At 71.3% G+C, this 24,408-nt stretch carries 24 protein-coding genes, 1 tRNA gene and 1 pseudogene; 16 read left to right on the forward strand and 10 right to left on the reverse strand.

Going from position 1 to position 24,408, the window contains the following annotated elements:
- Positions 1-319 precede the first annotated feature (319 nt).
- The gene (locus RB628_RS12515) at positions 320-1,249 is read left to right on the forward strand and encodes a phytoene/squalene synthase family protein (RefSeq protein WP_318320442.1); all 930 of its coding nucleotides are present in this window, start codon (positions 320-322) and stop codon (positions 1,247-1,249) included.
- 84 nt (positions 1,250-1,333) lie between these two features.
- Here the strand turns inward: RB628_RS12515 and RB628_RS12520 are convergent, their stop codons facing one another.
- Entirely contained in the window at positions 1,334-3,385 is a 2,052-nt protein-coding gene (locus tag RB628_RS12520) for a bifunctional glycosyltransferase 87/phosphatase PAP2 family protein (protein WP_318320443.1), read from the reverse strand.
- A 466-nt stretch (positions 3,386-3,851) separates the two neighbouring features.
- Here RB628_RS12520 and RB628_RS12525 point away from each other — a divergent pair, with 466 nt between their 5' ends.
- Complete coding sequence (locus RB628_RS12525; protein WP_318320444.1) at positions 3,852-4,523, forward strand: O-methyltransferase; 672 nt, start codon at positions 3,852-3,854, stop codon at positions 4,521-4,523.
- 13 nt (positions 4,524-4,536) lie between these two features.
- Here RB628_RS12525 and RB628_RS12530 read toward each other — a convergent pair whose 3' ends face one another.
- The gene (locus RB628_RS12530; protein WP_318320445.1) at positions 4,537-4,929 is read right to left on the reverse strand and encodes a hypothetical protein; all 393 of its coding nucleotides are present in this window, start codon (positions 4,927-4,929) and stop codon (positions 4,537-4,539) included.
- Between the two features lie 157 nt (positions 4,930-5,086).
- On the opposite strand from RB628_RS12530, the gene RB628_RS12535 reads away from it, so the two are divergent.
- Positions 5,087-5,500: a DUF1992 domain-containing protein gene (locus RB628_RS12535; RefSeq protein WP_318320446.1), complete on the forward strand. Its 414-nt coding sequence runs from the start codon at positions 5,087-5,089 to the stop codon at positions 5,498-5,500.
- Between the two features lie 17 nt (positions 5,501-5,517).
- Here RB628_RS12535 and RB628_RS12540 read toward each other — a convergent pair whose 3' ends face one another.
- Positions 5,518-5,913 (reverse strand): hypothetical protein, encoded by a 396-nt coding sequence (locus tag RB628_RS12540; protein ID WP_318320447.1) that lies wholly within the window; start codon positions 5,911-5,913, stop codon positions 5,518-5,520.
- Here RB628_RS12540 and RB628_RS12545 point away from each other — a divergent pair.
- Entirely contained in the window at positions 5,891-6,301 is a 411-nt protein-coding gene (locus RB628_RS12545) for a hypothetical protein (protein WP_318320448.1), read from the forward strand. The genes RB628_RS12540 and RB628_RS12545 overlap by 23 nt on opposite strands.
- A 1-nt stretch (position 6,302) precedes the next feature.
- Here the strand turns inward: RB628_RS12545 and RB628_RS12550 are convergent, their stop codons facing one another.
- Entirely contained in the window at positions 6,303-6,905 is a 603-nt protein-coding gene (locus tag RB628_RS12550; RefSeq protein ID WP_318320517.1) for a hypothetical protein, read from the reverse strand.
- 170 nt (positions 6,906-7,075) lie between these two features.
- On the opposite strand from RB628_RS12550, the gene RB628_RS12555 reads away from it, so the two are divergent.
- Positions 7,076-7,621, forward strand: coding sequence for a GNAT family N-acetyltransferase (locus RB628_RS12555; RefSeq protein ID WP_318320449.1), 546 nt, complete (start codon positions 7,076-7,078; stop codon positions 7,619-7,621).
- On the opposite strand, the gene RB628_RS12560 is transcribed toward RB628_RS12555, so the two are convergent.
- Complete coding sequence (locus RB628_RS12560; RefSeq protein ID WP_318320450.1) at positions 7,614-9,671, reverse strand: MDR family MFS transporter; 2,058 nt, start codon at positions 9,669-9,671, stop codon at positions 7,614-7,616. The genes RB628_RS12555 and RB628_RS12560 overlap by 8 nt on opposite strands.
- A 185-nt stretch (positions 9,672-9,856) precedes the next feature.
- Between RB628_RS12560 and RB628_RS12565 the strand changes: the two genes are divergently transcribed.
- On the forward strand, positions 9,857-10,840 hold the full coding sequence (locus RB628_RS12565; protein WP_318320451.1) for a peptidoglycan-binding domain-containing protein: 984 nt from the start codon (positions 9,857-9,859) through the stop codon (positions 10,838-10,840).
- A gap of 238 nt (positions 10,841-11,078) precedes the next feature.
- Here the strand turns inward: RB628_RS12565 and RB628_RS12570 are convergent, their stop codons facing one another.
- A complete protein-coding gene (locus RB628_RS12570) occupies positions 11,079-11,750 on the reverse strand; it encodes an HAD family hydrolase (protein WP_318320452.1) in 672 nt (223 codons plus the stop codon).
- A 181-nt stretch (positions 11,751-11,931) separates the two neighbouring features.
- Positions 11,932-12,513, reverse strand: coding sequence for a TMEM165/GDT1 family protein (locus RB628_RS12575; RefSeq protein ID WP_318320453.1), 582 nt, complete (start codon positions 12,511-12,513; stop codon positions 11,932-11,934).
- A 364-nt stretch (positions 12,514-12,877) separates the two neighbouring features.
- Between RB628_RS12575 and RB628_RS12580 the strand changes: the two genes are divergently transcribed.
- From RB628_RS12580 to RB628_RS42590, 7 genes and pseudogenes are all read left to right on the forward strand, one after another.
- The gene (locus RB628_RS12580; protein ID WP_318320454.1) at positions 12,878-13,522 is read left to right on the forward strand and encodes an HNH endonuclease family protein; all 645 of its coding nucleotides are present in this window, start codon (positions 12,878-12,880) and stop codon (positions 13,520-13,522) included.
- Positions 13,523-13,734: 212 nt separating this feature from the next.
- Positions 13,735-15,393: an alkaline phosphatase D family protein gene (locus RB628_RS12585; protein WP_318320455.1), complete on the forward strand. Its 1,659-nt coding sequence runs from the start codon at positions 13,735-13,737 to the stop codon at positions 15,391-15,393.
- A gap of 198 nt (positions 15,394-15,591) precedes the next feature.
- Complete coding sequence (locus RB628_RS12590) at positions 15,592-17,547, forward strand: FAD/NAD(P)-binding protein (RefSeq protein WP_318320518.1); 1,956 nt, start codon at positions 15,592-15,594, stop codon at positions 17,545-17,547.
- A gap of 93 nt (positions 17,548-17,640) precedes the next feature.
- The gene (locus RB628_RS12595) at positions 17,641-18,081 is read left to right on the forward strand and encodes a DoxX family protein (protein ID WP_318320456.1); all 441 of its coding nucleotides are present in this window, start codon (positions 17,641-17,643) and stop codon (positions 18,079-18,081) included.
- 225 nt (positions 18,082-18,306) lie between these two features.
- Positions 18,307-18,933, forward strand: coding sequence for a DedA family protein (locus tag RB628_RS12600; RefSeq protein WP_318320457.1), 627 nt, complete (start codon positions 18,307-18,309; stop codon positions 18,931-18,933).
- 93 nt (positions 18,934-19,026) lie between these two features.
- Positions 19,027-19,194, forward strand: a pseudogene (locus RB628_RS42585) (hypothetical protein); the annotation flags it as partial.
- Between the two features lie 158 nt (positions 19,195-19,352).
- A complete protein-coding gene (locus RB628_RS42590) occupies positions 19,353-19,622 on the forward strand; it encodes a ricin-type beta-trefoil lectin domain protein (protein ID WP_412180647.1) in 270 nt (89 codons plus the stop codon).
- 64 nt (positions 19,623-19,686) lie between these two features.
- Here the strand turns inward: RB628_RS42590 and RB628_RS12610 are convergent, their stop codons facing one another.
- The gene (locus tag RB628_RS12610; RefSeq protein ID WP_318320519.1) at positions 19,687-19,932 is read right to left on the reverse strand and encodes a DUF2277 domain-containing protein; all 246 of its coding nucleotides are present in this window, start codon (positions 19,930-19,932) and stop codon (positions 19,687-19,689) included.
- Positions 19,933-20,071: 139 nt separating this feature from the next.
- On the opposite strand from RB628_RS12610, the gene RB628_RS12615 reads away from it, so the two are divergent.
- Together RB628_RS12615 and RB628_RS12620 are read left to right on the forward strand one after the other, a co-directional pair.
- Complete coding sequence (locus RB628_RS12615; protein WP_318320458.1) at positions 20,072-21,016, forward strand: 2-dehydropantoate 2-reductase; 945 nt, start codon at positions 20,072-20,074, stop codon at positions 21,014-21,016.
- Between the two features lie 107 nt (positions 21,017-21,123).
- Positions 21,124-21,462 carry a hypothetical protein gene (locus RB628_RS12620; protein ID WP_318320459.1) on the forward strand — a complete coding sequence of 113 codons (339 nt, stop codon included), beginning with the start codon at positions 21,124-21,126 and terminating at the stop codon, positions 21,460-21,462.
- Between the two features lie 16 nt (positions 21,463-21,478).
- Here the strand turns inward: RB628_RS12620 and RB628_RS12625 are convergent, their stop codons facing one another.
- Both RB628_RS12625 and RB628_RS12630 read right to left on the reverse strand, forming a co-directional pair.
- Positions 21,479-23,026 (reverse strand): serine/threonine-protein kinase, encoded by a 1,548-nt coding sequence (locus RB628_RS12625; RefSeq protein ID WP_318320520.1) that lies wholly within the window; start codon positions 23,024-23,026, stop codon positions 21,479-21,481.
- A 153-nt stretch (positions 23,027-23,179) separates the two neighbouring features.
- Positions 23,180-23,254: transfer RNA gene (locus tag RB628_RS12630), tRNA-Val, on the reverse strand.
- 222 nt (positions 23,255-23,476) lie between these two features.
- On the opposite strand from RB628_RS12630, the gene RB628_RS12635 reads away from it, so the two are divergent.
- Entirely contained in the window at positions 23,477-24,274 is a 798-nt protein-coding gene (locus RB628_RS12635) for a DUF4097 family beta strand repeat-containing protein (RefSeq protein ID WP_318320460.1), read from the forward strand.
- Positions 24,275-24,408 lie beyond the last annotated feature (134 nt).

Raw genomic sequence — 24,408 nt, forward strand, 5'->3', positions numbered from 1 at the left:
TCCGGTGCGTGCTCTCGGCGTGCCGGCCGCAAGCCCTCGTACTGGACGTACCTGGACTTTCGGCCGGTGCGGCGAGTGGGGGCACCTCCCACGCCCTCAAGGCAGTGGGGGAGCGTGCCGGGAGTCGCGACGGGGCGGACGTCGCCTGCCGCGGTACTAGCCACACCCCCCGGGGGGAAACTCGGGCCGGCGGCATCCCGGCGCCGCCGGCCCGTCCCGACGTGAGGCAGGGGCCGACCCCTGCGCCCCGCCCCTGCCTCCGCCCACCACCCGCCGTAGACTGCGACGGCAACTACAACTACGACGGTGAGGCGTGCCGGTGCGATCCTGGCAACGTTGTCTGGACGCGGCGGGAGTGCACAGCGGTGCCGACCGCGCCGCCTATCTGAAGGCCAAGCAGTTCATGGTGAGCCGGGAACCCGCCGGACATCTGGCGGTACGGCTGTTGATCCCGGCCCGTCTCCAGCCCCACATCCTGGCCGGGTACGCGTTCGCGTCGTTCACGGACGACCTGTGCGACCGGGGCACCGTGCCGGAGCGGACGCGTCGCTACGAGGGCTGGGCCGAGCAGGTGCGCACCGCCCTGGACACGGGAATCGCCCGCCACCCCCTGCTGCGGGCCTTCCTGCACACCGCCGAAGCGCGTGAACTGCCGCGCTCCTGGGTGGACTCATACCTCATCGGCGCCCAAGTCGACCTGGACTTCCCCGGGTTCACGACCGAGGGTGACCACCAGGCGTACATCGAGAAGCTCACCTGGCCGTTCCTCATGATCACCTCGGGCCTGTCGATGCCGGGCGGCGGCAGCCGGGCCTACGCGGACAGCTGCCGGCTGCTCGCCGACGCCTGCCAGCGCACCGACTTCCTCACCGACCTGGCCGAGGACCTGCGCGACGGACGCCTCTACCTCCCCACCGACGACCTGGAGAAGCACGGCGTCGTACGGGCGGACCTGGAACGCGGCCGAGACCTCCCGGGCGTCCGGTCCCTGCTCTCCGCGACGGCCGCGACGGCCCACGCCACGCTCCGCGAGTCAACCCGGATCGTCGCGGAACTCCCCGAGGAACAACGCCCGCTGACCCGCTTCGTGATCCTCCTGCACGACCACCGCCTGCGCCGGGCGAGGGCGATGGGCGCAGCGGTCACCCGCCGCGCCGTACGGGACAACCCGATCGAGTGCCTGCGCATACTGGCGGCCTCACACGGACGGACCCCGGACCTGCCCGCACGTCTGGCGAAGGGCGCGTAAACCGCTTTCAGGGGCGCGGAACCGTATCGTCCGCGGCTCCGCCGCGTGGGCGCGACAAGCCCCGACCGACCCGCGGCCCACGAACTACTTCAGCGCACGGTCCTTCACAGCCTCCGGCCGTTCACCACTGCTCTCCGCCGCCCGGACGACCACACGGGCCCGCGGCCCCATGAACAGGTACGACAGCCCGAACCCCGCGAGAACCACCGCCGCCCCGCCCACAGCGTCAAGCACCCAGTGATTGCCGGTGGCGACAATCGCGGAGACGGTGAACAACGGATGCAGCAGCCCCAGCGCCTTTATCCACCACTTCGGCGCGACGATCGCGATGACGAGCCCGCACCACAGCGACCACCCGAAGTGCAGCGACGGCATCGCGGCGTACTGGTTGGTCAGCTCAGTGAGCGTGCCGTAGTCCGGCCTGGAGAAGTCCTGGACGCCGTTCACGGTGTCGATGACGCCGAGGCCCGGCATCAGGCGCGGCGGCGCCAGCGGGTAGAGCCAGAAGCCGACGAGGGCCAGCAGGGTGGCGAAGCCGAGGGAGGCGCGGGCCCAGCGGTAGTCGACCGGGCGGCGCCAGTAGAGAACGGCGAGGACACTCAGGGGCACGACGAAGTGGAACGACGTGTAGTAGAAGTCGAAGAAGTCCCGCAGCCAGCCGATCTTCACGACCGTGTGGTTCACCCAGAGCTCGATGTCCATGCGCAGGAACTTCTCGAGGTCGTGGATCTGATGGCCGTGCGCCTCGGCGGTGGACCGGCCGCCGGTGGTCGTGCCGCCGGTCGCGGCGAGCCGAACCTTCTGGTAGGCGGCGTACGTGACCCGGATCAGCAGCAGTTCGAGGAGCAGGTTCGGGCGGGTGAGCACCCGGCGCATGAAGGGCAGGAGAGGGACGCGGCCGAAGCGGGCGGGAACCGGCGCCGCGTAGTCCGTCGGGATCGGTGCGCGGTAGTACTCCGAGGTCCGGGACAGGAACGGGACGACGGTGGCGGCGGCGATCGCGGCCAGCAGCACGATGTTGTCGCGGACCGGGTAGAGGGCGCCCATGTTCGGGATGACCATCTTGGCGGGCAGCGTCATCACGATGACGACGGCGACGGGCCACATGTAGCGGTCGGAGGCGCGTTTGCCGACCCGGCCGACGACCGCGAGGAGCACCCACAGCAGTTGGTGCTGCCAGGTCGTCGGGGACACGGCGATGGCCGCGCAGCCCGTGATCGCCACGGCCAGCAGCAGCTGGCCGTCCTGGGCGTAGCGCACCGCCCGGCGCAGGCCGAGAGCGGCGACGCCCGCGCCGAGCATCAGGAACAGGGTGATTTCGAGGGGGCCTTCGACGCCCAGCCGCAGCAGGGCGCCGTGCAGGGACTGGTTGGCGAGGCCGTCGGCGGCGCCGCCGAGCCCGGCCCCGCCCATGTGGTGCACCCAGTAGGTGTAGGAGTCGTCCGCCATGGCGACCCAGGCGAGCGCGGTGCAGGCGGCGAAGGTGATTCCGGCGGAGACGGCGGCCCGGCGCCGCCCGGTGAACCACAGCAGCGGCGCGAACAGCAGCACGGTGGGCTGGAGGGCCGCCGCGAGGCCGATCAGGGCGCCGGCGGCCCGTTCCTCGCGCGCGACGAAACAGCCGAGCAGGACCAGCAGGACGGGGATGATGCTGGTCTGGCCGAGGTGGAGGGCGTTGCGCACGGGCAGCGACAGCATCAGCAGGCTGATGGCGACGGGCGCGGCGAGCAGCGAGGTGCGGCGGCTCACGGGTGCCGGCAGGGCGCGGGCGGCGACCAGGCCGAGGGCGACGACCAGCAGCAGTGTGCCGAAGGTCCAGCCCCAGCCGAGGGCCTGCTCGGCGGCTTTGGTGAGCGGTTTGAGGACGAGTCCGCCGAAGGGGGTACCGGTGAACTGGGTCGAGTCGTAGAGCGAGCCGTTCACATGCAGGACGCCGTTGGTCCCGACCCAGGTCTCCAGGTCGGTCAGCCGGTCCGTCTTCGGGGTGCTGAGGACGGCGGCCACCTGTCTCACCGCGAGAACGGCGACAACGAGCCAGAGCGCCACGCGGGCCGCTCTCAGCCGTGCCTGCGCCGTCCCGGCGGCGCCCACTCCGAAGGCACCTCCCGCTCCACCACCGTGCTCTGCGTTTGCCACGCCTCGTAGGCCTCCCGCCCCGTCCGTCCCATACACCCCATGGGTACCGCTTGGTCCCACGCGTCTCATCCTGTACGAATCCCTAGAGAATCGCACCGCCTCCGATGTGAGACGCGAGCAACCCCCTCTTCACCTGAGAGACCCCTGCCTTTTGTCCGCACGACGATAGTCGGCCTGGCGTCGAGTTCCCGACCCCGATTGCGGCGCGGACCGCGCGGAGGCGGGAAACCGGCCGGTTCCAGGCTGGATCGGACGGCCTCCGTCCGAAGCCGACCATGGTCTGTCCGGGCCCGTCGCGGTCACCCCACGGTGGTCGCGTCGAAATCCAGGCTCCGGTGAGCCGCACGCCCGCGCCCCCGGGCCGGCGAGACGGTCCACGAACTCGACGGGGCGCGGATCACCGACCTGATCGCCCGTGAGGGCTACAAATAACTCGGCACACACACGAGCGGAAGGCACGACTCTCATGAGCGAGTCCCAGCGCTGGGCAGACGTCGACGACTACTTCACCGCCCTCCTGGTCCCGGCCGACGACGCCCTGGAGGCGGCCCTGCGCGACAGCGCGGCGGAGGGGCTGCCGCCGATCAGCGTCGCACCGAACCAGGGCAAGCTGCTCCATCTCCTCGCCCGCATCCAGGGTGCCCGCCACATCCTGGAGATCGGCACGCTCGGCGGCTACAGCACCATCTGGCTGGGCCGCGCCCTCCCGGCCGACGGCCGGCTGATCACCCTGGAGTACGACGCGAAACACGCCGACGTCGCCCGCCGCAACCTCGCCCGGGCCGGCCTCGACGGCATCGCCGAGGTGCGGACGGGCCCCGCCCTGGAGTCGCTGCCCAAACTGGCGGACGAGAACCCCGAGCCGTTCGACCTGGTCTTCATCGACGCCGACAAGGTCAACAACCAGCGCTACGTGGAGTGGGCGCTGCGGCTGACCACCACGGGCAGCCTGATCATCGTCGACAACGTGGTGCGCGGCGGCGCGGTGACCGACGCGGACTCCACCGACCCGGGTGTGCGCGGCACCCGTGCCGCTCTCCGGCTCATCGCCGAGCACCCGAGGCTGAGCGGCACGGCGGTACAGACGGTGGGCAGCAAGGGGTACGACGGCTTCGCACTGGCAAGGGTCGTCGCCTGACCGGCTGCGAGCCTCAACCTTCGTGGTAAAAGCCCACGTTGACGCTGCGCGGCCCGGTGCGGTCCTGGACGATGATCTCTCCGGCACCGCCCCGGGGCAGCGGCACGCTCCCCCCGTACGGCACGGTCTGGGCGTACTCGCCGACCACCAGCCGGACTTCGGAGGACGGGTCGGGCTGGGAGCCCTGCAGCCACGAGAGATGCCAGCTGTTGTCGGGGCCGCACAGGAACTCCAGGTGGACCCGTGAGACGAACAGCCAGTCGTCGGGGGTCGCGAGACGGCACACGGCCTTGTCCCGGCCCACCCGCATGATGGCCCCCGGTTCGCTGGGCGCCTCGGCCATGAGCATGCCGGCCGTGGCGCCGGCGTCCGTCCCGGAGACGGTAGCCATGGTGAGTTCGAGCACGTGCGCTCCTTCTGAACGGTCACCGAAGGTGACCCGACCGCTCCTCGCGGAACAGTCGTTGCTGAACAGTCCCTGTACGGCAGCCATGTTGCCGTACCGCCGCCGCATGATAAATCGCCCGATCCTCGGGTTGGGCGACGTCCGGCACAATGGACACATGACCGAACGCAAGCCACCCGGCGTAGGTTTCGAGTCCTGGGTCGACAGGCAGATCCGCGAGGCGGAGGCGCGGGGGGAGTTCGCCGAGCTTCCCGGCGCGGGCAAGCCGCTGTCCGACGGTCGTGACACGTCGTACGACGAACTGTGGTGGATCAAGCAGAAGATGGCCCGCGAGGGGCTGTCGGTTTTGCCGCCGACGCTGGCCCTGCGCAAGGAGGCGGAGGACGCGCTGGCGGCGGCGTGCACGGCCCCCTCCGAGGGGGCGGTGATCCGGATCGTGACGGAGATCAACGCCAGGATCCGCGACATGATGTTCAAACCGCCGCCCGGCCCCCCGCTGGGCCTGAAGCCGTACGACGTCGACGACGTCGTACGGCAGTGGCGGGAGGCGCGGGCGGGGCAGGCGGAGTAGGCGGGAGTCAGGTCGCCTCAGCTGCGCAGCAGCCGTTCCGTCAGTTCGCGGTAGTCCCGCAGGGCGAGCCGGAGCCGCTCGGTGTCGCCGCTGTCACCGGTGGACTGCAGGGTCGCGCGCACGGTACGGCGGCTGTTCGCCACCGCCTCCGTGAAGCGCTCGGTGACCTCCTCCAGCACGCGGTCGGCCTCCTCGACGGACTCCTGGGGGCCGTCCACGAACCCGGTGACGGCGTGCTGGAGCCGCAGGGCCAGCTTGTCCCGCTCGTCCTGCGGGAGCAGCGCGGTCCCGTGGGCCGACCCGGCCTCGCGGGCACGGGCCGGGGCCGGAGCGGCGGCCGACGGCGGGACGACGGGAACACCGTCCCGCTTCCCGGCGTCGGACCGCTCGGTGCCCGCCCTGTCGGTACCCACCCTGTCGGCGGTAGCCCTATCGCTGGCCGACCGCTCGGTGGCCGACCCGTCGGTGGCCGCCCTGCCGCTGGCCGCCCCGTCGCTGGTCGCCCTGTCGCTGGCCGACCCGTCGGTGGCCGCCCTGCCGCTGGTCGCCCTGTCGCTGGCCGACCGCTCGGTGGTCGACCCGTCGGTGGTCGCCCTGCCGCTGGTCGCCCTGTCGCTGGCCGACCGCTCGGTGGCCGGCCGTTCGGCGACCGGCCGCTCGGTGGTCGACCCGTCGGTGGTCGCCCTGTCTGCAGCAGACCGCTCCGTGCCCGCCCTCTCCGTGGCCGGCTTCCCGCCGTCCAGGTCCGGCTTCTGGTTGTACGGCCGCTTCCCGTCCCGGTTCCCGATGTCCGACATGTGAGTCAACTTCCCTTCAGCTGAAGCTTGTTGAGTCGAGACCTCGACTTCGGCCGGGGCTCTTCCCCCGGGTGGACCAGGTCGTCGAAGAAGGCGCGGGCCTCGATCATCGCCGTGCGCATCTCCTCCGTGTCGGCCTGGTTCTCGTGGGCGGCGCGGTGCACACGCCGGTAGCCGTGCACATGCTGGGCATGGTGCACGGAGAGCGCGGCGAACTGCTCCTCGTACTGGCCGCCGTCGGGGAAGCCACGGGCGCCGGCCAGCTCGGCGAGGAGCAGGTCCGCCTCGGCGACCGCCTCCTGCGGCGACTCGACGAAACGTTCCTGGGCGGCCGTCCAGCGGGCCGCGAACCGTTCGCGCTCGGCGGGCTCCAGCGGCCGTTCACGCAGGTCGCCGTGGCGTTCGACGCGCTCGGCGAGTTCGTGGTCGGCGGCCTTGGTGTCCCCGTCGTGACGGGAGACGACCCGTTCGTACTCGGGCCCGAAGCGCCGTTTCAGATTCCGTGGGCCGTGCGAGCCCGCGGCCCGCCGGTTCAGGGCCACCGCGCCTACGACGACGGCCACGAGGATCGCGATCGCGATCAGAACGATGAGCACTCCTGTGGACATGGATGCCTTCCGGATTTCCTCGACCGACTTCTCGACCGACCCGACCGACAGTCCGAACAGGCCGGTCAAGGTGCCGGGTTGCCCGAAAGGCGCTCCCCAAACTGCTCGGTGCCGGACTCGCCGCAGGTCGGCACGATTCGCTTGCGCGCCGGGCAGGGCGGCTCTGGAGAATGCCGGTCATGACCTGGACCGTCGCCCCGGAACCCTTCGACACCCCCGTCGCCGCCGCGCTCTGGCGGGCGTACCACACGGAGGTCAGCGACCGCTGGTACCTCCTGCACGAGGGCCGGCGTACGGAGCCCGGTGAGCTGGAGCGCGGGCTCACGGCCCACCCTGGCGCCGAACTGACCCCGCCCGACGGGCAGTCGCTCGTCGCCCGGTACGACGGTGAGCCGGCCGGCAGCGCGGGCGTACGGCTCCTCGACGCCACGACCGGCGAGTTGACCCGGGTCTTCCTGTACGAGGCGATGCGCGGCAAGGGTGGCGCCGAGCTCCTGGTGGCCGCGGCGGAGGACGCGGCACGGACCCTCGGCGCCAGGCAGCTCGTCCTGGACACCCGCGCCGACCTGGTCGAGGCACGCGCCCTGTACACGCGACTGGGCTACACGGAGACCGGGCCCCACAACGACGACATGTACGCCGAGCACTGGTTCCGCAAGAGCCTGGAGAACCCGGCCGGGCTGGAGAGCCCGGAGAACCCGGAGAGCCTCAACTGAATCTGTTCGCCGAGCCGTTGTGCGGCTGTTCCGCGTCCGAGCCGCACAGTTCCTCGTTCAGGAGTCCCACCAGCTGGACCAGGTCGGTGGGGCGGTCCGGGCCCCACCAGTCGCCCAGCAGCTCGGCCAGGGACTCCTCGCGGGCCCGCGCCAGCCGCTCGGCGGCCTCGCGGCCCTCGTCGGTGAGGAGCAGGTCGGGACCCTCGCGTACGGCGAGCCTGCGTTCCTCGACCTGCCGGGCGGCCTCGATGATCACGCCCAGCGGTACGGAGCTGCGCTCGGCCAGCACCGCGGGCTCCGCCCAGCCGTACCGCCGGATGCGCAGCAGCAGCCAGCTCGCCGCGGGGTACAGGTCGAGGCCGGCCCGTGCGGTGATGGTCCGGTAGATCTCGCGGCGCCCCTCCCGGGTGCCGAGCACGGACAGCGCACGGCACACCTCGTCGTACGACGACCGCTGGACCGGGTTGCTGGCGAGGGTCTCCGTGACGTCGGGCGCGGTCACCGAGCCGCGCAACCGGTCCTCGCGCAGGAACCAGGCGAGGACGAAGCCGAGAACGGCGACCGGGGCGGCGTACAGGAAGACGTCGGTGATGGCGGACGCGTACGCCTCCAGAGCGGCCGGGCGCAGCGCCGACGGAAGGGCGGCGATACCGCGCGGGTCGGACTCCAGCGCGTCCACCGACACCCCGGCGGGCAGTTGTACGCCCCGGAAGGCGTCCGTGAGCTTGTCGCCGAGGCGGCCGGCGAAGACCGTACCGAATACGGCCACTCCGAAGGAGGCGCCGATGGAGCGGAAGAAGGTGGCGCCGGAGGTGGCGACGCCCAGGTCCTCGTACGAGACGGCGTTCTGGACGATCAGCACCAGGACCTGCATGACCAGACCGAGGCCCAGGCCGAAGACCAGGAAGTAGGCGCTCATCTCGCCGGTGGAGCTGCGTTCGTCGAGCTGGTGGAGCAGGAGGAGGCCTAGGGCGGTGACGCCGGTGCCCGCGATGGGGAACACCTTCCAGCGGCCCGTGCGGCTGACGATCTGCCCGGAGACGGTGGAGGCGACGAGCAGGCCGAGCACCATCGGCAGCATGTGCACGCCGGACATGGTCGGGGAGACGCCCTGGACGACCTGGAGGAAGGTCGGCAGATAGGTCATCGCGCCGAACATCGCGAAGCCGACGATGAAGCTGATGACGGCGCTGAGGGTGAAGGTGCGCAGCCGGAACAGCTTGAGCGGAAGGACGGGTTCGGCCGCCCGCCGCTCGGCGAGGACGAAGGCGACGGCGAGCACGACCCCGAGTACCGCGAGGCCCACGATCCGTGGAGAGCCCCACCCCCAGGAGGCGCCGAGGGAGGTGACGAGGATCAGACAGGTGGCGACGGAGGCGATGAGGAAGGTGCCGAGGTAGTCGATGACGTGCCGTTCGGACCGGCGCGGGATGCGCAGGACGGCCGCGATCACGGCGAGGGCGACGGCGCCGACGGGGAGGTTGACGTAGAACACCCAGCGCCAGCTGAGGTGTTCGGTGAAGAGCCCGCCGAGCAGCGGGCCGAGCACACTGGTCGCGCCGAAGACGGCACCGAACAGGCCCTGGTAGCGGCCCCGTTCACGCGGCGGCACCAGATCCCCGACGATCGCCATCGACAGGACCATCAGCCCGCCGCCGCCGAGCCCCTGCAACGCGCGGAAGGCGATCAGCTGGGGCATGTTCTGCGCCATGCCGCAGAGTGCCGAGCCGATGAGGAAGATCACGATCGCGGCCTGGAACAGCTTCTTCCGGCCGTACTGGTCGCCGAGTTTGCCCCAGAGAGGGGTCGCGGCGGTCGACGCGAGCAGATAGGCGGTGACCACCCATGACAGGTGGTCCATTCCGCCGAGATCGCTGACGATGGTCGGCAGCGCGGTCGACACGATGGTCTGGTCGAGAGCGGCGAGCAGCATGCCCAGCAGCAGGGCGCCGATGGAGACGAGCACGTTCCCGGGCACCTGTTCGGGTGCGGCAGTCGCCGCCCGCTCGTCCGCCACGTCCCCCGTCCTACCGCGCGCTTCCCCGGCCATGAAGTCCTCCTGTGACTCTCGTAACACCCCCATCGTGGTCGGTGTGACCGGTTATGGCCTGTCGAATCCTCACGAGATTCGGCGGAACCCCGGATTCCGGGGGCTTCCGGGAGAAGGTGTGAAGGAGTTCTGGATAATCTCTGGCATTCGTACGGGGGTTCGTACGGGGAAGGAACCGACGCGCAGTGAACGATCCGAAGGGGCATGTGTGCCCGGAGTGCGGCGCACCCCGGGGAGCCGACAACACGCCCTCCTGCGCCTGCGCCGAACGTGCGGCGGACGCCCACATAGAGAACCGCACGGCGGAGGCGGCGGCAGCGGAGGACTTCGACCCGCTGCGCATACGCCCGTACGTGGAACTGACCCCGGAAACACCCGCGTCGTCCTCGTCACCCGAGGACCCGGCGGCCACCTACCCGGCGGCCGAGGCCACGATGCCGATGCCTGCGGTCCCGCAGAACGACTGGCCGGACGAGGCCTCCACCGCGGCGATGGCCGCCGTACCGCAGCAGCCCCTGGGCAGCCCCCCGCACCCCGCCCACCCCGCCGAGGACGAGCCGCCGAGCGGGTCGGGCAACCGCCCCCGGGTCCTCCTTCTCGGTGTCGCCGGAGCCGTCGTCGCCGTTCTGGCGGCGGGCGGACTGGCCGGCGGGATGTTCACGTACGACAAGCCGTCCCGGGACAGCACGTCCGCCCAGGACGTACGGGAGAGTGTGCCGGCGGCGACGACCAGCGCGGCGTCCCCGACCCCGTCCGGCAGTCCCACGTCGTCGAAGTCGGCGTCACCCACCCCCACCCCGTCCCGCAGCGCGAGCCCGACCGCCTCGCCCCCGCGGGCGGCCCCCTCCCCGACCCCGTCCAGGCCGGCCGCCCCGACCCAGGCCCCGACGACCGCCCAGGCCACCGGCACGATCACCCCGGCTCCCGGAGACGACGAGGAGAGCGCCCCGATCCTGCGCCCCGGCGACAACGGCGACGAGGTTCTCGAACTCCAGCTGAGGCTGCGGCAGTTGGCCCTCTATCTGAACGACACCGACGGCGTCTACGACGACAACGTCGAGAACGCGGTGACCACGTACCAGACGACGCGCGGCATCGACGCGAACGAGCTGGGGGTGTACGACAGGACCACGCGGGAGCGGCTCGAATCGGAGACGACAGAGCCGTAGAACTGCGCGGGCTGTGCAGGTATCCGGCACCGGAGTCGGCGTGAACATCGCCGGGACTGCGCCCCCAGACCTCCCTACGGCCCTGAACGGGCCTCGCCCTCAAACGCCGGACGGGCTGAACGACACGCCCGCGCTGGAGGTGCCGGCCGATGCTGAAGGCGTCAGGCGGCAACAGGGGTTCGAGGGCGCCCGGCAATCGTGCCGGGACGGGTGGGCGGCTGGGAAACACGACCTGTGCTCAAACCCCGGCCCCCCTGACAACCACCCGCACCTCCCCGCCCTCCCCCCTCTCGACCCGCACCCCCGTCAGATCCGGCACCACCACATCCGGCCGGTGAGAGTGGGCCCGCGGCCCAACCCCCACCACCCGCATCCCCGCGGAGCGCCCCGCCGAGATCCCAGCCCCGGAGTCCTCGAACACCACACAGTCGGCAGGGTCGACACCCAGTTCGGCGGCCCCCTTCAGGAAACCCTCAGGGTCCGGCTTGCTCGCGCCCACCGACTCCGCGGTGACGCGGACGCCGGGCAGCCCCAGCCCCGCCGCGGCCATCCGCGCGGTCGAGAGACCGACGTCGGCGGAGGTCACCAGGGCGTGCGGAAGCCCACGCAGGGAGGCGAGGAACTCGGGCGCGCCCGGTATCGCGACGACACCGACCAGATCGGCGGTCTCCTCGGCGAGCATGCGCGCGTTGTCGGCGTGGTTCAGCTCCATGGGCCGGCCGGGCAGCAGTACGGCCATGGAGGCGTAGCCCTGCCGTCCGTGCACCACCTTCATGACCTCGTCGCCGTCCAGTCCGTGCCGGTCCGCCCAGCGCCGCCAGATGCGCTCGACGACGGCGTCCGAATTGACGAGGGTGCCGTCCATGTCCAGGAGGAGGGCGCGGGCGGTGAGCACGGTGGGGACCGTCATTCGCAGGCTCCAAAGCACAGATGCGGGACCAAGGCGGCCCCGCCCGCCGGTCAGGGAGAACGGGCGGGAGCCACTTTGTTCCTACACGGTACAAAAGAAAAGGCGTCTCCCGCTACCGCCTTGGGCAACCGTTCACCAACCGGCCACCTGGGACCACCCCCATCCCGACCCCCCATCACCCCTACCCAGCCACCGCTTCCCAAAGACTCCACGCCCCGAGCCCCAGCATCAGCACCGCCGCGATCTTGGTGATCAGCTCCAGCGGCACCCGCTTCATCAGCGCCCGGCCACCCACGATTCCGAGCCCGGCCACCGCCCACAGCGCGAGCACCGCGCCGAGGCCGACGGAGAGCGGGTCGTCGTAGCGGGCGGCGAGATTGGCCGTCATGATCTGGGTGAGATCGCCGAACTCCGCGACGAGGATGAGCATGAAGCCGGCCCCGGAGACCTTCCAGAACGACTGGTTCTCCGGCCGCCGCACCTCTTCCTCACCCTCCCCCCTCTTGAGCATCAGCACGGCGGCCCCGCCCAGGAAGAGCACGCCGGTCAGCGCGTGGACGAGCCGCTGCGGCAGCAGCGTGAGGACACTTCCCGCCGCGACGGCCAGCGCGACATGGACGACGAAGGCGGCGGCGACACCCGCGAAGACGTATGAAGCGCGGTAGCGGGTGCCGAGGACGAGCCCGGCGAGGGCGGTCTTGTCCGGGAGTTCGGCCAGGAAGACGACGCCGAAGACGAGCGCCGTGACACTGATGCTGATCAAGGTTCCTCAATCGGTCGGGCTGCCCCACCGAGAGTGTGATGACTTCGCGCTGCTCGCGCTGCGACACCTCGGCACGGCAGCACACGTAACACGTATGTGCTGCTCTGCCGAAGGTCTCGCTGGCCGGTCGCACAGTCCGTGCGGAACCTGCCTCCGGGCGCCGGCTCAGACGAGCTGAGCAGTATGTCGACGGTCCGGCGAAGAGCTACTCCCCTTCTGCGCCGTCCACGATAGCCGACCCCGAAGGGTTGTCATGTCATGCCCACGTCACTAACTTCTTACCGATCGCACATCTCACGGCAATCCAGCGACGCAACCATTCAGTCGCTCGCGTTCAACACCCCCATCCCCCGAGGGAGTTCGCATGCCGAAGTTCTACGCGCGTCGACGGCTCAGCATACTGGCCGTGCTCACCGGACTCATAGCCTCGGTCGGACTTTTCAACGGTCCGACCGCCTCCGCCGCTCTCCCCACCCCGGTCAGCGCCGCCACCGCCCGCACCTACCTCGCCTCGCTCACGGTGGCGACCGAGGACCGCACCGGCTACGACCGCGACCTGTTCAACCACTGGATCACCATCTCCGGCACCTGCAACACCCGTGAGACGGTCCTGAAGCGGGACGGTACGAACGTCGTCACCAGCTCCGCCTGCGCCGCCACCAGCGGCAGCTGGTACTCCGTCTACGACGGCGCCACCTGGACCGCCGCCTCCGACGTCGACATCGACCACGTGATCCCGCTGGCCGAGGCCTGGGACTCCGGCGCCGACTCCTGGAGCAGCGCCACCCGCCAGGCGTTCGCCAACGACCTGACCCGTCCGCAGCTCATCGCCGTCACCGACAACGTGAACCAGTCGAAGGGTGACAAGGACCCGGCCGAGTGGATGCCCTCGCGCACCGCGTACACCTGCACGTACGTCCGCGCCTGGGTCCAGGTGAAGTACTACTACGACCTCTCGGTCGACTCGGCCGAGAAGAGCGCGCTCACGAGCTACCTCTCCAGCTGCTGATCACCCACCGAGCGCCCGTCGACCCACTGCCGACGGATCGCCGACGGACTGCCTGACGAGCTACGACGGTCTGCTGATCGGGCTACCGATCGGGCCACTGACGGGCCGTTGACCGGCCGCCGGTGAACCACCAACAAAATGCACCATACATGGAACCTCCCCGCCCTCCCCCGTCGTCCGTACCGTACGGTGCGACGGAGGAGGGTGATCACGTGGCGACACTTCGCCTGGGACCGCTGCTGAGGTACGCCGACGGCTCGTCCGCGACGGTGTGGGTCGAGGCGAGCCGCCCCTGCATCGCCGAGACGCGCTGCGCGGACGGCGCCGGCGGGGAGGCCCCGACCTTCCAGGTCGCGGGCCACCACTACGCCCTGATCCCGGTGACCGGCCTCACGCCGGGCACGACAACACCGTACGAGGTGTTCCTGGACGGCGTCCGCGTGTGGCCGCTGCCCGGCTCGCCCTTGCCGCCCTCCGTCATCCGCACCGCCGAAGACGGAGGGGGCGAAGGAGAGGGTGACGCGTTCCGGGTCGCCTTCGGGTCCTGCCGCTGGGCGGCGCCTGCCGCCGGCGAGAAGGACCCGGTGGGCGCGGACGCCCTGGACACCCTGGCCGCGCGCATCGCGGCCGACCCCACGGCCGAACGCCCGGACGTACTGCTCCTCCTGGGCGACCAGGTGTACGCCGACGAGGTGTCCGACGCCACCCGCCAATGGCTGGCCGCCCGCCGCGACCTCTCCGAACCGCCGGGCGCCGAGGTCGCGGACTACGAGGAGTACACCCACCTCTACTACGAGTCCTGGCTCGACCCCGAGATCCGCTGGCTCCTCTCCACCGTCCCGACCTGCATGATCTTCGACGACCACGACGTCATCGACGACTGGAACACCAGCGCGTCCTGGCTGGCCGACATGCGGGAGACCCCGTGGTGGCACGAGCGGCTGCAGAGCGGCCTGATGTCGTACTGGGTGCACCAGCACCTGGGCAACCTCACCCCGGCCGAACTCGCCACCGACCCGCTGTACGCGGCCGTACGCGAGAACCCCGACGGTACGGACGTCCTGCGCGCCTTCGCCGCCGAGGCTGACGCCGACTCAGCCTCGGTCCGCTGGAGCTACCGGCGCGACTTCGGCCGCGTACGCCTGCTGATGGTCGACAGCAGGGCGGCCCGAGTCCTCGACGAGGACAGCCGCGCGATGCTGGACCCGGGCGAGGCGGCCTGGGTGCGCGAACAGGCGCTGATGGATCCCGGCTCGTACGACCATCTCCTCATCGGCACCTCGCTGCCCTGGCTGCTGCCACACCTCGTGCACGACGCCGAGGCATGGGACGCGGCCCTGTGCCGGGGCGAACGGGGCGAGCGCTGGGCCCGGTTCGGGGAGAAACTGCGCCGAGGGGCCGACCTCGAACACTGGGCGGCGTTCATCACCTCGTTCACCGACCTGGCCGATCTGATCGCGGAGGTCGGCACGGGTCCCGAGGCCCCGGCGACGGTGCTGGTCCTGTCGGGAGACGTCCACCACGCCTACGCGGCCGAGCCCAGTTGGCCCGAGGCCGGACGCCCGGACTCGCGCGTCCTCCAGCTGACCTGCTCCCCCGTCCACAACGCCATCCCCGTCCACATAAAGGTCGGCTTCCGCCTCGGCTGGAGCGGCCTGGGCCGCGCCCTGGGCCGCCGCTTCGCCCGGCACGGCCGGGTCCCGCCTCCGCCGGTCTCCTGGCGCAGGACGGGCGGCCCCTGGTTCGGCAACATGCTGATGACCCTGACTCTGCGCGGCCGTTCGGCCGGGCTGCGACTCGACCGAGTCCGGGGGGAGAAGGGCAGCGGCGCACAGCTGGAGACGCTCACGGAGTCGAAGCTGAGCGGGTGAGGCATCCCACACCGGGAGCGACCCACGTCCCCGGTGCTCGGCCCGTGCGGTCGTCGACGGCATGATGAGGCGGACCGTCCGCTTCCGGCGGGCGGTCTGCTGCCATCGCGCCCCACACGCCCGGGAGTGACCCCCTTGTCTCCAGCGACCGTCAAGCCGTCCAGGACCGCCTCTGGGATCACCCCCGGGTCCCTGTCCATGTCCGTCGCCCTGGTCGGCGCCGGGCCGCGTGGCACCAGCGTGCTGGAACGCCTCTGTGCCTCCGCGCCCGAACTCCTGCCGCCCGGGGCCCGGTTGACGGTCCATGTCGTCGACCCGGCACCGCCGGGCGCCGGCCGGGTCTGGCGCACCTCGCAGTCGCCCCGGCTGCTGATGAACACGGTGGCCTCGCAGGTGACCCTGTTCACCGACGACAGCGTGGACTGCTCGGGCCCGGTCCGGCCGGGCCCGAGCCTGCATGAGTGGGCGCGCGACGAACACGGCGGTGAGGAAGGCGAGTTGGGGCCCAACGACTACCCGACCCGCGCCCACTACGGGCGTTACCTGGAGTGGGTGTTCGCGAAGGTCGTGCGCGAGGCACCGCCCGCCGTGCACGTCGAGACGTACCCGGCACGCGCGACCCGTCTGGACGACGCACCCGACGGCAGCCAGATCCTCACCCTCGACAACGGCCGTACCCTGCACGGCCTTTCGGCCGTCGTTCTCGCCCAGGGCCACCTCCCCCTCGTCCCGGACGACGAACAGCGACACCTCACCGCGTACGCCGACCGGCACGGCCTGTGCCACATTCCGCCGGCCAACCCGGCCGACGTCGACCTCTCCACGCTCGCCCCCGGCGAACCGGTCCTGCTGCGCGGCCTCGGCCTCAACTTCTTCGACCATCTGACCCTGCTGACAACGGGCCGCGGCGGCCGTTTCGTGCGGGACGCGTCCAGGTCCGGTGCGGGTGGGCTGTGTTACCTGCCCTCGGGACGTGAACCGCGGCTCTACGCCGGTTCGCGACGCGGCATCCCGTACCAGGCACGCGGCGACAACGCGAAGGGCCCGTACGGCAGGCACACCCCGCGCGTCCTCACCGACGAGGTGATATCCGACTTCCGCAAACGCGCCGACTCCGGCGAGGCACCCGACTTCCGCACGGAGATATGGCCGCTGCTGGCGAAGGAGGTCGAGACGGTCTACTACGAAACCCTGCTGCGGACACGGGAGTTGGCGGGCCCCCTGCTCAGCGGCTTCCGGGACCGCTTCCTCGCCGCCCCGCACCGAGGCGGCCAAGAAGCGGCCGTGCTCGACGAGTTCGGCATCCCGGAGGCCGACCGCTGGTCCTGGGAGCGGATGTCGCGGCCGTACGCCGGACAGGTCTTCCCCGACGCCGCCGCCTGGCGGGACTGGCTGCTCGCCCACCTCCGCGAGGACGCCGCCCAGGCCGCGCTGGGCAATGTCGACGGGCCCGTGAAAGCGGCCCAGGACGTGCTGCGCGACCTGCGCAACGAGTTGCGGCTGATCGTGGACCACGGCGGGCTGCCGGGCGGCTCGCGCCGGGACCACCTGGACCGCTGGTACACCCCGCTCAACGCCTTCCTGTCCATCGGGCCGCCCCGGCGACGCGTCGAGGAGCTGACGGCGCTGATGGCGGCGGGCGTGGTGGAGGTACTCGGGCCCCGCCTCGACTTGCGGGCCGAGGACGGGGCCTGGGTGGCGCACTCCCCCGACGTGCCGGGCTCGGCCGTACGCGTGACCTCGCTCATAGAGGCACGGCTGCCGGAACCCGACCTGCGCCGCACGGCCGACCCGCTCCTCGCCCGGCTGTTGAGGACGGGCGAGGCGAGGCCCCACATGATCGACGGCTACGAAACCGGCGGACTCGACGTGACCCCCCGCCCGTATCTGCTGATGAACCGTCAAGGTCGGCCACACGAAAGGCGGTTGGTGTTCGGAGTGCCCACGGAGGGCGTGCACTGGGTGACGGCGGCCGGGGCTCGACCTGGCGTGGATTCGGTCACACTTTCGGACGCGGACGCGGTTGCGCGGGCGGTGCTGCGCATGACCTCAAGAGCGGTTCCACGTGCGGTAATCGGCGAGTCGGAACGGCAGGCAGAGACTCCTCAGAAGGCAAAGCAGTGGCTAAATGTTGAACTTGCAAGCATTGATTAGGGCGCCCTACGGTGGATTACCCGCTCGGTTCCGCCCCCAGGACCGATCCGTCCTCCGACGGAACGGCCCTCGACCGAAGGAGACATCCCCCACATGTCCGCTCGCCTCAACAACGCTCAGCCCTACGCCATCGGCCTCTTCCGGATCGTGGTCGGCCTGCTCTTCGCCTGCCACGGTGCCCGTTCGCTCTTCGGAGTCCTCGGCGGCGGGGAGACCGTAGCGGCCGGCACCTGGCCCGGCTGGTACGCGGCCGTGATCGAACTGGTCGGCGGCAGCCTGGTCCTGCTGGGTCTCGGCACCCGCGCCGCCTCGTTCATCGCCTCGGGCGCGATGGCGTACGCGTACTTCGATGTCCACCAGCCGAACGCCCTCATGCCGATCCAGAACCAGGGCGAACTGGCCGCCGCCTTCTGCTGGGCGTTCTTCCTGCTGGTCTTCACCGGCTCCGGCGCCTTCGGCGTGGACCGTTTCCTCGCGAAGCGCTCGTCGGACACGACGAAGGCATCCCGGGACAGGACGCCGGTAGCGGCCTGATCACCGATGCACCCTGCCCCATGCGTCACCGGTGCCCATCCCCGCATCCCGGGGATGGGCACCGGAGTACGTCGGGGTGAACATCGTGTGCCGAACCCATGAGCCCCCCGTGGATCTCCAGCCGGACCCCCCGCGTACGCTGTATGGCTGTGACAGGCCGCCCACCGCTCCCCCGCGAGGTAGCGGCACGGATCGGGCCGACGGGGGAGTCTCGGGGAGTCTGCGGTGCTTGAGAGTGTGGGGTCCCTGACCGGGACCCCGTGGATCTACGCCCTGGTGGGTGTGTCCGTTCTGTTCGACGTCCTGGTGCCGGTACTGCCGAGCGGTGTACTGGTCATCATGGCAGCCACGGCTGCCGCCGCCGGCACGGGCGCGGCCACCGGACAGGTGCCGGAGGAGGTCCCCGACATCCTCGCGCTCACCCTGTGCGCGGCCACGGCGTCGGTCCTGGGCGACCTGGTGGCATACCGCCTGGCCTGGCACGGCGGGGCCCGCCTGGACCGCGCGATCGCCCGCTCCCGGCGCCTGACCAGCGCGCAGGAACGTCTCGGCCAGGCTCTCGCGCACAGCGGCGGCATCCTGGTCGTGGTGGCCCGCTTCGCCCCGGCCGGCCGCTCGGTGGTCTCCCTCGGCGCGGGCGCCGCACACCGCCGGGTGCGCGAGTTCCTCCCCTGGTCCATCGTGGCGGGCCTGGCCTGGGCGGCATACAGCGTCGCCCTCGGCTACTTCGGCGGCCAGTTGCTGGGCGGGACCTGGCTGGCGACAGGAGTGTCGGTGGCGGCCCTGTTCGGCGCGGGCGCCGGGGCGGCTTTCCTGATGCGCCGCCCCCGGGTGGCGGGCGCGCACGGGTAGGTGGCGCCACGGGTCGGCGGCGCCACGATCACCGACGGCACGGAGGCGGCGAGCAGCGCGTACGAGCCCGACTCGTCCGCCCGTTACACCGGCGTGAGCGCGGCGAACACCGGTGTAACGGTCGCCGACTTCACGTACACGAACAACACGAACACCGCCCGTACCGCGACCCCCAAGGTCAACGGCCAGACGGCGACCACCGTGTCGTTCCCGCCGACCGGGTCGACCCCGGGCACGATCTCCGTCCAGGTCGCCCTCTCCAAGAGCGCCGCGAACACGCTCGCCGTGACGAACGGCCCGACCCTGGGCACGCTGGCCGTCCAGCCGGTGCCCGGGACGAACGGCAACCTGGTCGTCGGCGAGCAGTCCGGGCACTGGCTGGACATCTTCAACAACACCGTCACCAACGGCACCCAGGCCTGCGGGACTGCAACGGCGGCTCCAACCAGGCGTGGACGTACACCTCCCGCAAGGAACTCGTGGTGTACGGCAACAAGTGCCTGGACGCCTACGACAGCGGCACGGCCAACGGTACGAAGGTCGTCATCCGGGACTGCCACGGCGGCAACAACCAGAAGTGGAACGTCAACACCGACGCCACGATCACGAACGTCAACGCGGGCCTCTGCCTGGACGCCTACCGCGCGGGCACGACCAACGGCACGCAGATGGTCCTGCGGCACCGGTGACAGCCAGAAGTGGACGGTCAGCCAGACCAGCCGAGCGCGCGAGCCCTGCAGCCCGACGCGCCTTCTAGAACGCGTGCCGGGCTGTCGTCGTACCACCACCCCCGCCGCGAACCTCGATCCCGGCGAGCAGCTCGGCCGTGGCCGTCGCGATGACGTCGACGGCGTGTTCGAAGACCTCGCGGTTGTGGGCGGCCGGCGCCCGGAAGCCGGAGACCTTGCGGACGTACTGGAGGGCGGCGGCCCGGATGTCCTCCTCGGTGGCCTCTTCGGGGAGCACGGGCGGACGAAGGGTCTTGATGCTGCGGCACATACGACCAGTCTCGCGCGTACGGGACGGTCCGCGCCGCCCGCATGCTGAAAGGCGCGCGCGGTACGCCCGTACCGGCTGCGATCATGCTCCGCGAAGCGGCCACCTGTCAGGGGCCGACCGAGGAGAGGTTCGATCAGACATGCAGACGGACACACCCGCAGCCGTACGTCGGGACACGCTCGCCTTCGCGGTACTCGGCCCCGGAGGCGTCGGCGGCCTCCTCGCCGCCCTGCTCTCCCGCGCGGGCCACCGCGTGCTCTGCCTGGCCGGGGACGACACCGCGCGGACGCTCCGCGAGGGCGGCATCCGCGTCCGGAGCGGACAGTTCGGCGGGTTCACGGCGGAGGTGGACGCGGCGGCCGAGCTGCCGGAGGCGTCCGGCCCCGTCGGCGCCGTGGACGCCGTCCTCGTAGCCGTCAAGCACACGAGCCTCGACGCGGCCCTGGAACGCGTCCCGGCGAGGGCGCTGGGCGGCGCCCTGCTCGTACCGTTCCTGAACGGCGTCGAACACCCGGCCGCACTGCGCGCCCGCTACGGCGACGACCGCGTCGCCCCGGCCGTGATCCGCGTCGAGTCGACCCGTACGGCACCCGGCGTGATCGAACACGCGAGCCCCTTCGTGGAGATCGACCTGGCCGGCGACCCGGTACCGCGCGAGCGTCTCGACGCACTCTCCGCCGCCTTCACGGCCGCGGGACCGGCCACCCGCGTCCTGCCCGACGAGGCGGCCGCGCTGTGGGCGAAGATGTCGTTCCTCGCTCCCTTCGCCCTGCTGACCACGTTGTACGGGCTCCCGCTGGGCGACGTCCGCACCCGCCATCGCGACGAGCTGACCGCCCTGGTCGAGGAGACGGCGGCGGTGAGCCTGGCCTGCGGTGGCCCCGCGGACCCCGCCCAGGCCCTGGCCCGCTACGACAGCTTCCCCCCGGCAACCAGGTCGTCGATGCAGCGCGACTCCGAGGCGGGCCGCCCGCTGGAGCTGGACGCGGTCGGCGGAGCCCTGCTGCGCGCGGCGGAACGGCACGGCGTGGACGTACCGGTGGCCGCGCGGGTGGTGCGGGAGCTGGCGTCCGGGGGCCGCTGACCCGCTCTCCCCGGCACAGCCGGCACGGTCACTCGTCCGCGTGAAGACAGGGAGGAAGTCCCCGGAGGAACTCGCATCCAAAAATCGAACAGGCGTACCATTGCCGCGTGGCGACGACCTATGACTTCCCGAGTGACCTCCTGGCCGGTCAGGAGGAGCTGCATCAGGTCCGGGCCGAGCTGTCCGCCCTACTGAAGCGGCTCCCCTGGTCGGTCGAGCCGCTGGACGGTTTCAGTGACACCGGCGGCTGGCGCAAGGTGGAGCGCCCCGCGTCGCCGGGCTGGTCGGCCGACGAACAGGCCGAGGTGGAGAAACTGCGGCGGCGGGAGCACGAGCTCGCGGTGTTCGTGAGCGGCCACCGCTTCTGGGCGGAGGTCACGGGACCGGACCGGGTGGACGCACGCACCCGCCTCAAGCACGCACACGAAGACACGGACGAGGCCTGAAGCCGGCGGCCTGACCTCAGGACGTGGTGCGGAACCCTTCCCGCACCCGGTCGAAGACCGGCCGGTAGGTGTCCCACTGCTTCTCGGGTGCCGAGACATAGATGTCGTACTCCCGGCCGCCCTCCTGCCCGAAGCCGAGGTTGATGGCGTGGAAGACGCGCGCCCGGCCCTCGAAGGTGAACTCCCAGATGGCGGCCTTCTGGCCCCGGTACGTCGTGCGCTGCATGTAGAGCTTGCGGTACTTGCCCCCGGGGTAGTTGAGCTTCGTGTTCGCCTCGATGTCCCTGAAGTGCGCCAGGGGGTCGCCCGCGGGGTCCACCATGCCGATGCTGAGGCTGGCCAGACGGGTCTCGTCGATGTAGACGACCCCGTCGGACGTCCGCTTGTCGAGCGTCCAGCCGTCCGGCACCGGAAAGGCGATGCCGAGCCCCTCCTCGGTGACCAGGCGGTAGCCGTCGGGGACGGGCGAGGGCGCGTAGGCCGGGGTGGGACTCGTCGCCGGGCCCGCGCTGCGCGTGCCGTCGTCCCCGGAGGAGTTCGCGTAGTAGACACCGCCCGCCGTGCCCCCGGCGACCAGGATCACCGCGACCGCGCTCCAGAGGGCGGTGAGGCGCCCGCGCCCGCGGGGCTTTCCGGGGGCCGCCCTTCCGGCACCGGTCCCCCGCCGCGTGCCACCGGTACGGCCGGAATCCGGGACCTGTCCCGGTGTCGGCATCGAGGCGGACGCCGTCCACGTGCGCGGTTCCGTGTCCTCGGTCACCGCCCGCAGCGCCAGTTCCGTCTCCTCCGCCGAGGGCCGCTCGGCCGGGTCCTTGGCCAGCAGGGCCGTGATCAGCGGCTCCAGCGGGCCGGCCTGCTTCATCGGCTCCAGGGCGGCGGTGACGATGGAGTACGCCGTCTCGACCGGCGTGAGCCTGCGGAACGGCGGCTGTCCCTCCACCGCCTGGTAGAGGGTCGCGCCGAGCGCCCAGAGATCGGAGGCGGGCCCGGGGGTGTCGCCCTGGATGCGCTCCGGCGCCATGTAGTCGATGGAGCCGACGATCTCGCCGGTCCGGGTGAGGGTGCTGGTGCCGGTCGCCGTGGCGATGCCGAAGTCGGTGAGGACGACCCGGCCGCCCTCTGTGAGCAGGACGTTGCCCGGCTTGACGTCACGGTGAAGGACGCCTGCCTCGTGGGCGGCCCGCAGCGCGCCGACCATGCCCCGGCCGACCCGGGCGGCCTCCTCGGGCGAAACGGTTCCGCTGCTCTTGAGCAGGCCGCCCAGCGTGGTGGAGGGCACGTACTCCATGACGATGCAGGGCAGCCCGTCGTCCTCGACGACGTCATGGACGACGACCACGTTCGGGTGCGCGATGCGGGCGGCGCTCTGCGCCTCGCGGCGGGTGCGCTCGTACATCAGGGCCAGCTCGTCGTCGGCGTACCGCGAGTCCTCGTGCAGACGCTTGAGCGCGACCCGGCGGTTGAGCATCTCGTCGGCGGCCAGCCAGACCGTGCCCATGCCGCCCCGGCCGATCTGCTCGGTCAGCCGGTACCGCCCGGCGATGAGCCGTCCCTCGTCCGACACGTGCGACACCGCAAACCTCTCTTGTCCCACTGTCACTGCCGCTCACGATATCCGGCACGGATACGAGGGTGATCCGAAGGTCGCGTTCGCCACACTCGCCACACGAAGCGGCCCCCTGGCGAAACCGCCGGAGGGCCACTCGTTGCTTGATCCTGGTGGGCGCGGACGGTTTCGAACCGCCGACATCCGCCTTGTAAGGGCGGCGCTCTACCACTGAGCTACGCGCCCAGGACGAGCCGCCAGCCTACATTGCCCGGGGCCCTGCCTCGCAAACCCGTATCCGTCCCGGAGATCCTCGGGCTCGGATGCGGGGGTTTTCCCCACTACGGATCGGGGAGCGTCCCGGATGCCCCGGCGGGCACCGGCTCCGTACGGTCGAAGAGTGTCGCAGGGCCGGCTCCAACGATCGCCGATCACCGGTCCCGCGTTCGCCTCAGGGGGAGAAGGACCATGGCCCGATCAGCATTTCCGCGCATCCGCATCCGCATCCGCACCCGCGCAGTCGCCGTCACCGGTGCCGTGGTCGCACTCGTCGTCACGGCGTCGGCCTGTGCCTCCGCGGGGGACGACAAGGATCCGGAGCACCGTTCCTTCGCTCTCCAGGGGCGCACGCTCACCGTCGACTCGAACGAGTCCGGGCTCGACATCGTCGCCGTGGACTCGGTCAGGTCGGGCCGGATCGAGGTCACCCGCTGGTTCCAGGGCTCCGTGACCATGGGCAAGGATCCCAAGGTGACCTGGTCCATGGAGGACGACCGGCTCAAGCTGCGGGTGAAGTGCTCGGGCGTGGTCGCCGACTGCTCCGCCAAGCACCGGATCGAGGTGCCGCGCGATGTCTCCGTCGTCGTGCGGAACGGGGACGGGAGGGTCACCGCGCGCGGGTTCGACCAGGCCCTCGACATCCGCTCCGAAGACGGCTCCGTCACCGTCAAGGACTCCACCGGCCCGCTGAGGCTGCACACCGACGACGGTTCCATCCGCGCCCTCGGGGTGCGCTCCCAGCAGGTGCGGGCGCACTCAGAGGACGGTGCGGTGCGACTCGAACTCGCCGCCGTACCGGACCTGGTCGAGTCGAGCAGCGACGACGGCTCGCTCACCATCGAGCTGCCCCACGAGACGTACCGCGTGACGGCGGACTCCGACGACGGCTCCGTGAAGGTGTCCGTGCCACGCGACGAACGCAGCTCGCACCTGGTGTCCGCGAAGACGCAGGACGGGAGCATACGGGTGCGGGCCGCCGCCAAGTGAGCCTCCCGGCGGCCCGGTGCGCGCTCGGTACGTGACCCGATACGCGACTTGGTACGCGCAGCGCGAACCGACCGGGCCGTGTGTTCGTCCTCAACCGGTGGGAGAATGAACCGGGCAGGGCAGATCACAGCACG

The organism is Streptomyces sp. ADMS, from assembly GCF_033441795.1.
Taxonomy (GTDB): Bacteria; Actinomycetota; Actinomycetes; order Streptomycetales; family Streptomycetaceae; genus Streptomyces.

Coding starts and splice junctions, on each gene's coding strand:
- RB628_RS12525 (WP_318320444.1), top strand. CDS start 3,852: ATGAGCGAGTCCCAGCGCTGGGCAGACGTCGACGACTACTTCACCGCC.
- RB628_RS12535 (WP_318320446.1), top strand. CDS start 5,087: ATGACCGAACGCAAGCCACCCGGCGTAGGTTTCGAGTCCTGGGTCGAC.
- RB628_RS12550 (WP_318320517.1), bottom strand. CDS start 6,905: ATGTCCACAGGAGTGCTCATCGTTCTGATCGCGATCGCGATCCTCGTG.
- RB628_RS12555 (WP_318320449.1), top strand. CDS start 7,076: ATGCCGGTCATGACCTGGACCGTCGCCCCGGAACCCTTCGACACCCCC.
- RB628_RS12560 (WP_318320450.1), bottom strand. CDS start 9,671: ATGGCCGGGGAAGCGCGCGGTAGGACGGGGGACGTGGCGGACGAGCGG.
- RB628_RS12570 (WP_318320452.1), bottom strand. CDS start 11,750: ATGACGGTCCCCACCGTGCTCACCGCCCGCGCCCTCCTCCTGGACATG.
- RB628_RS12580 (WP_318320454.1), top strand. CDS start 12,878: ATGCCGAAGTTCTACGCGCGTCGACGGCTCAGCATACTGGCCGTGCTC.
- RB628_RS12590 (WP_318320518.1), top strand. CDS start 15,592: ATGTCCGTCGCCCTGGTCGGCGCCGGGCCGCGTGGCACCAGCGTGCTG.
- RB628_RS12595 (WP_318320456.1), top strand. CDS start 17,641: ATGTCCGCTCGCCTCAACAACGCTCAGCCCTACGCCATCGGCCTCTTC.
- RB628_RS12610 (WP_318320519.1), bottom strand. CDS start 19,932: ATGTGCCGCAGCATCAAGACCCTTCGTCCGCCCGTGCTCCCCGAAGAG.
- RB628_RS12615 (WP_318320458.1), top strand. CDS start 20,072: ATGCAGACGGACACACCCGCAGCCGTACGTCGGGACACGCTCGCCTTC.
- RB628_RS12635 (WP_318320460.1), top strand. CDS start 23,477: ATGGCCCGATCAGCATTTCCGCGCATCCGCATCCGCATCCGCACCCGC.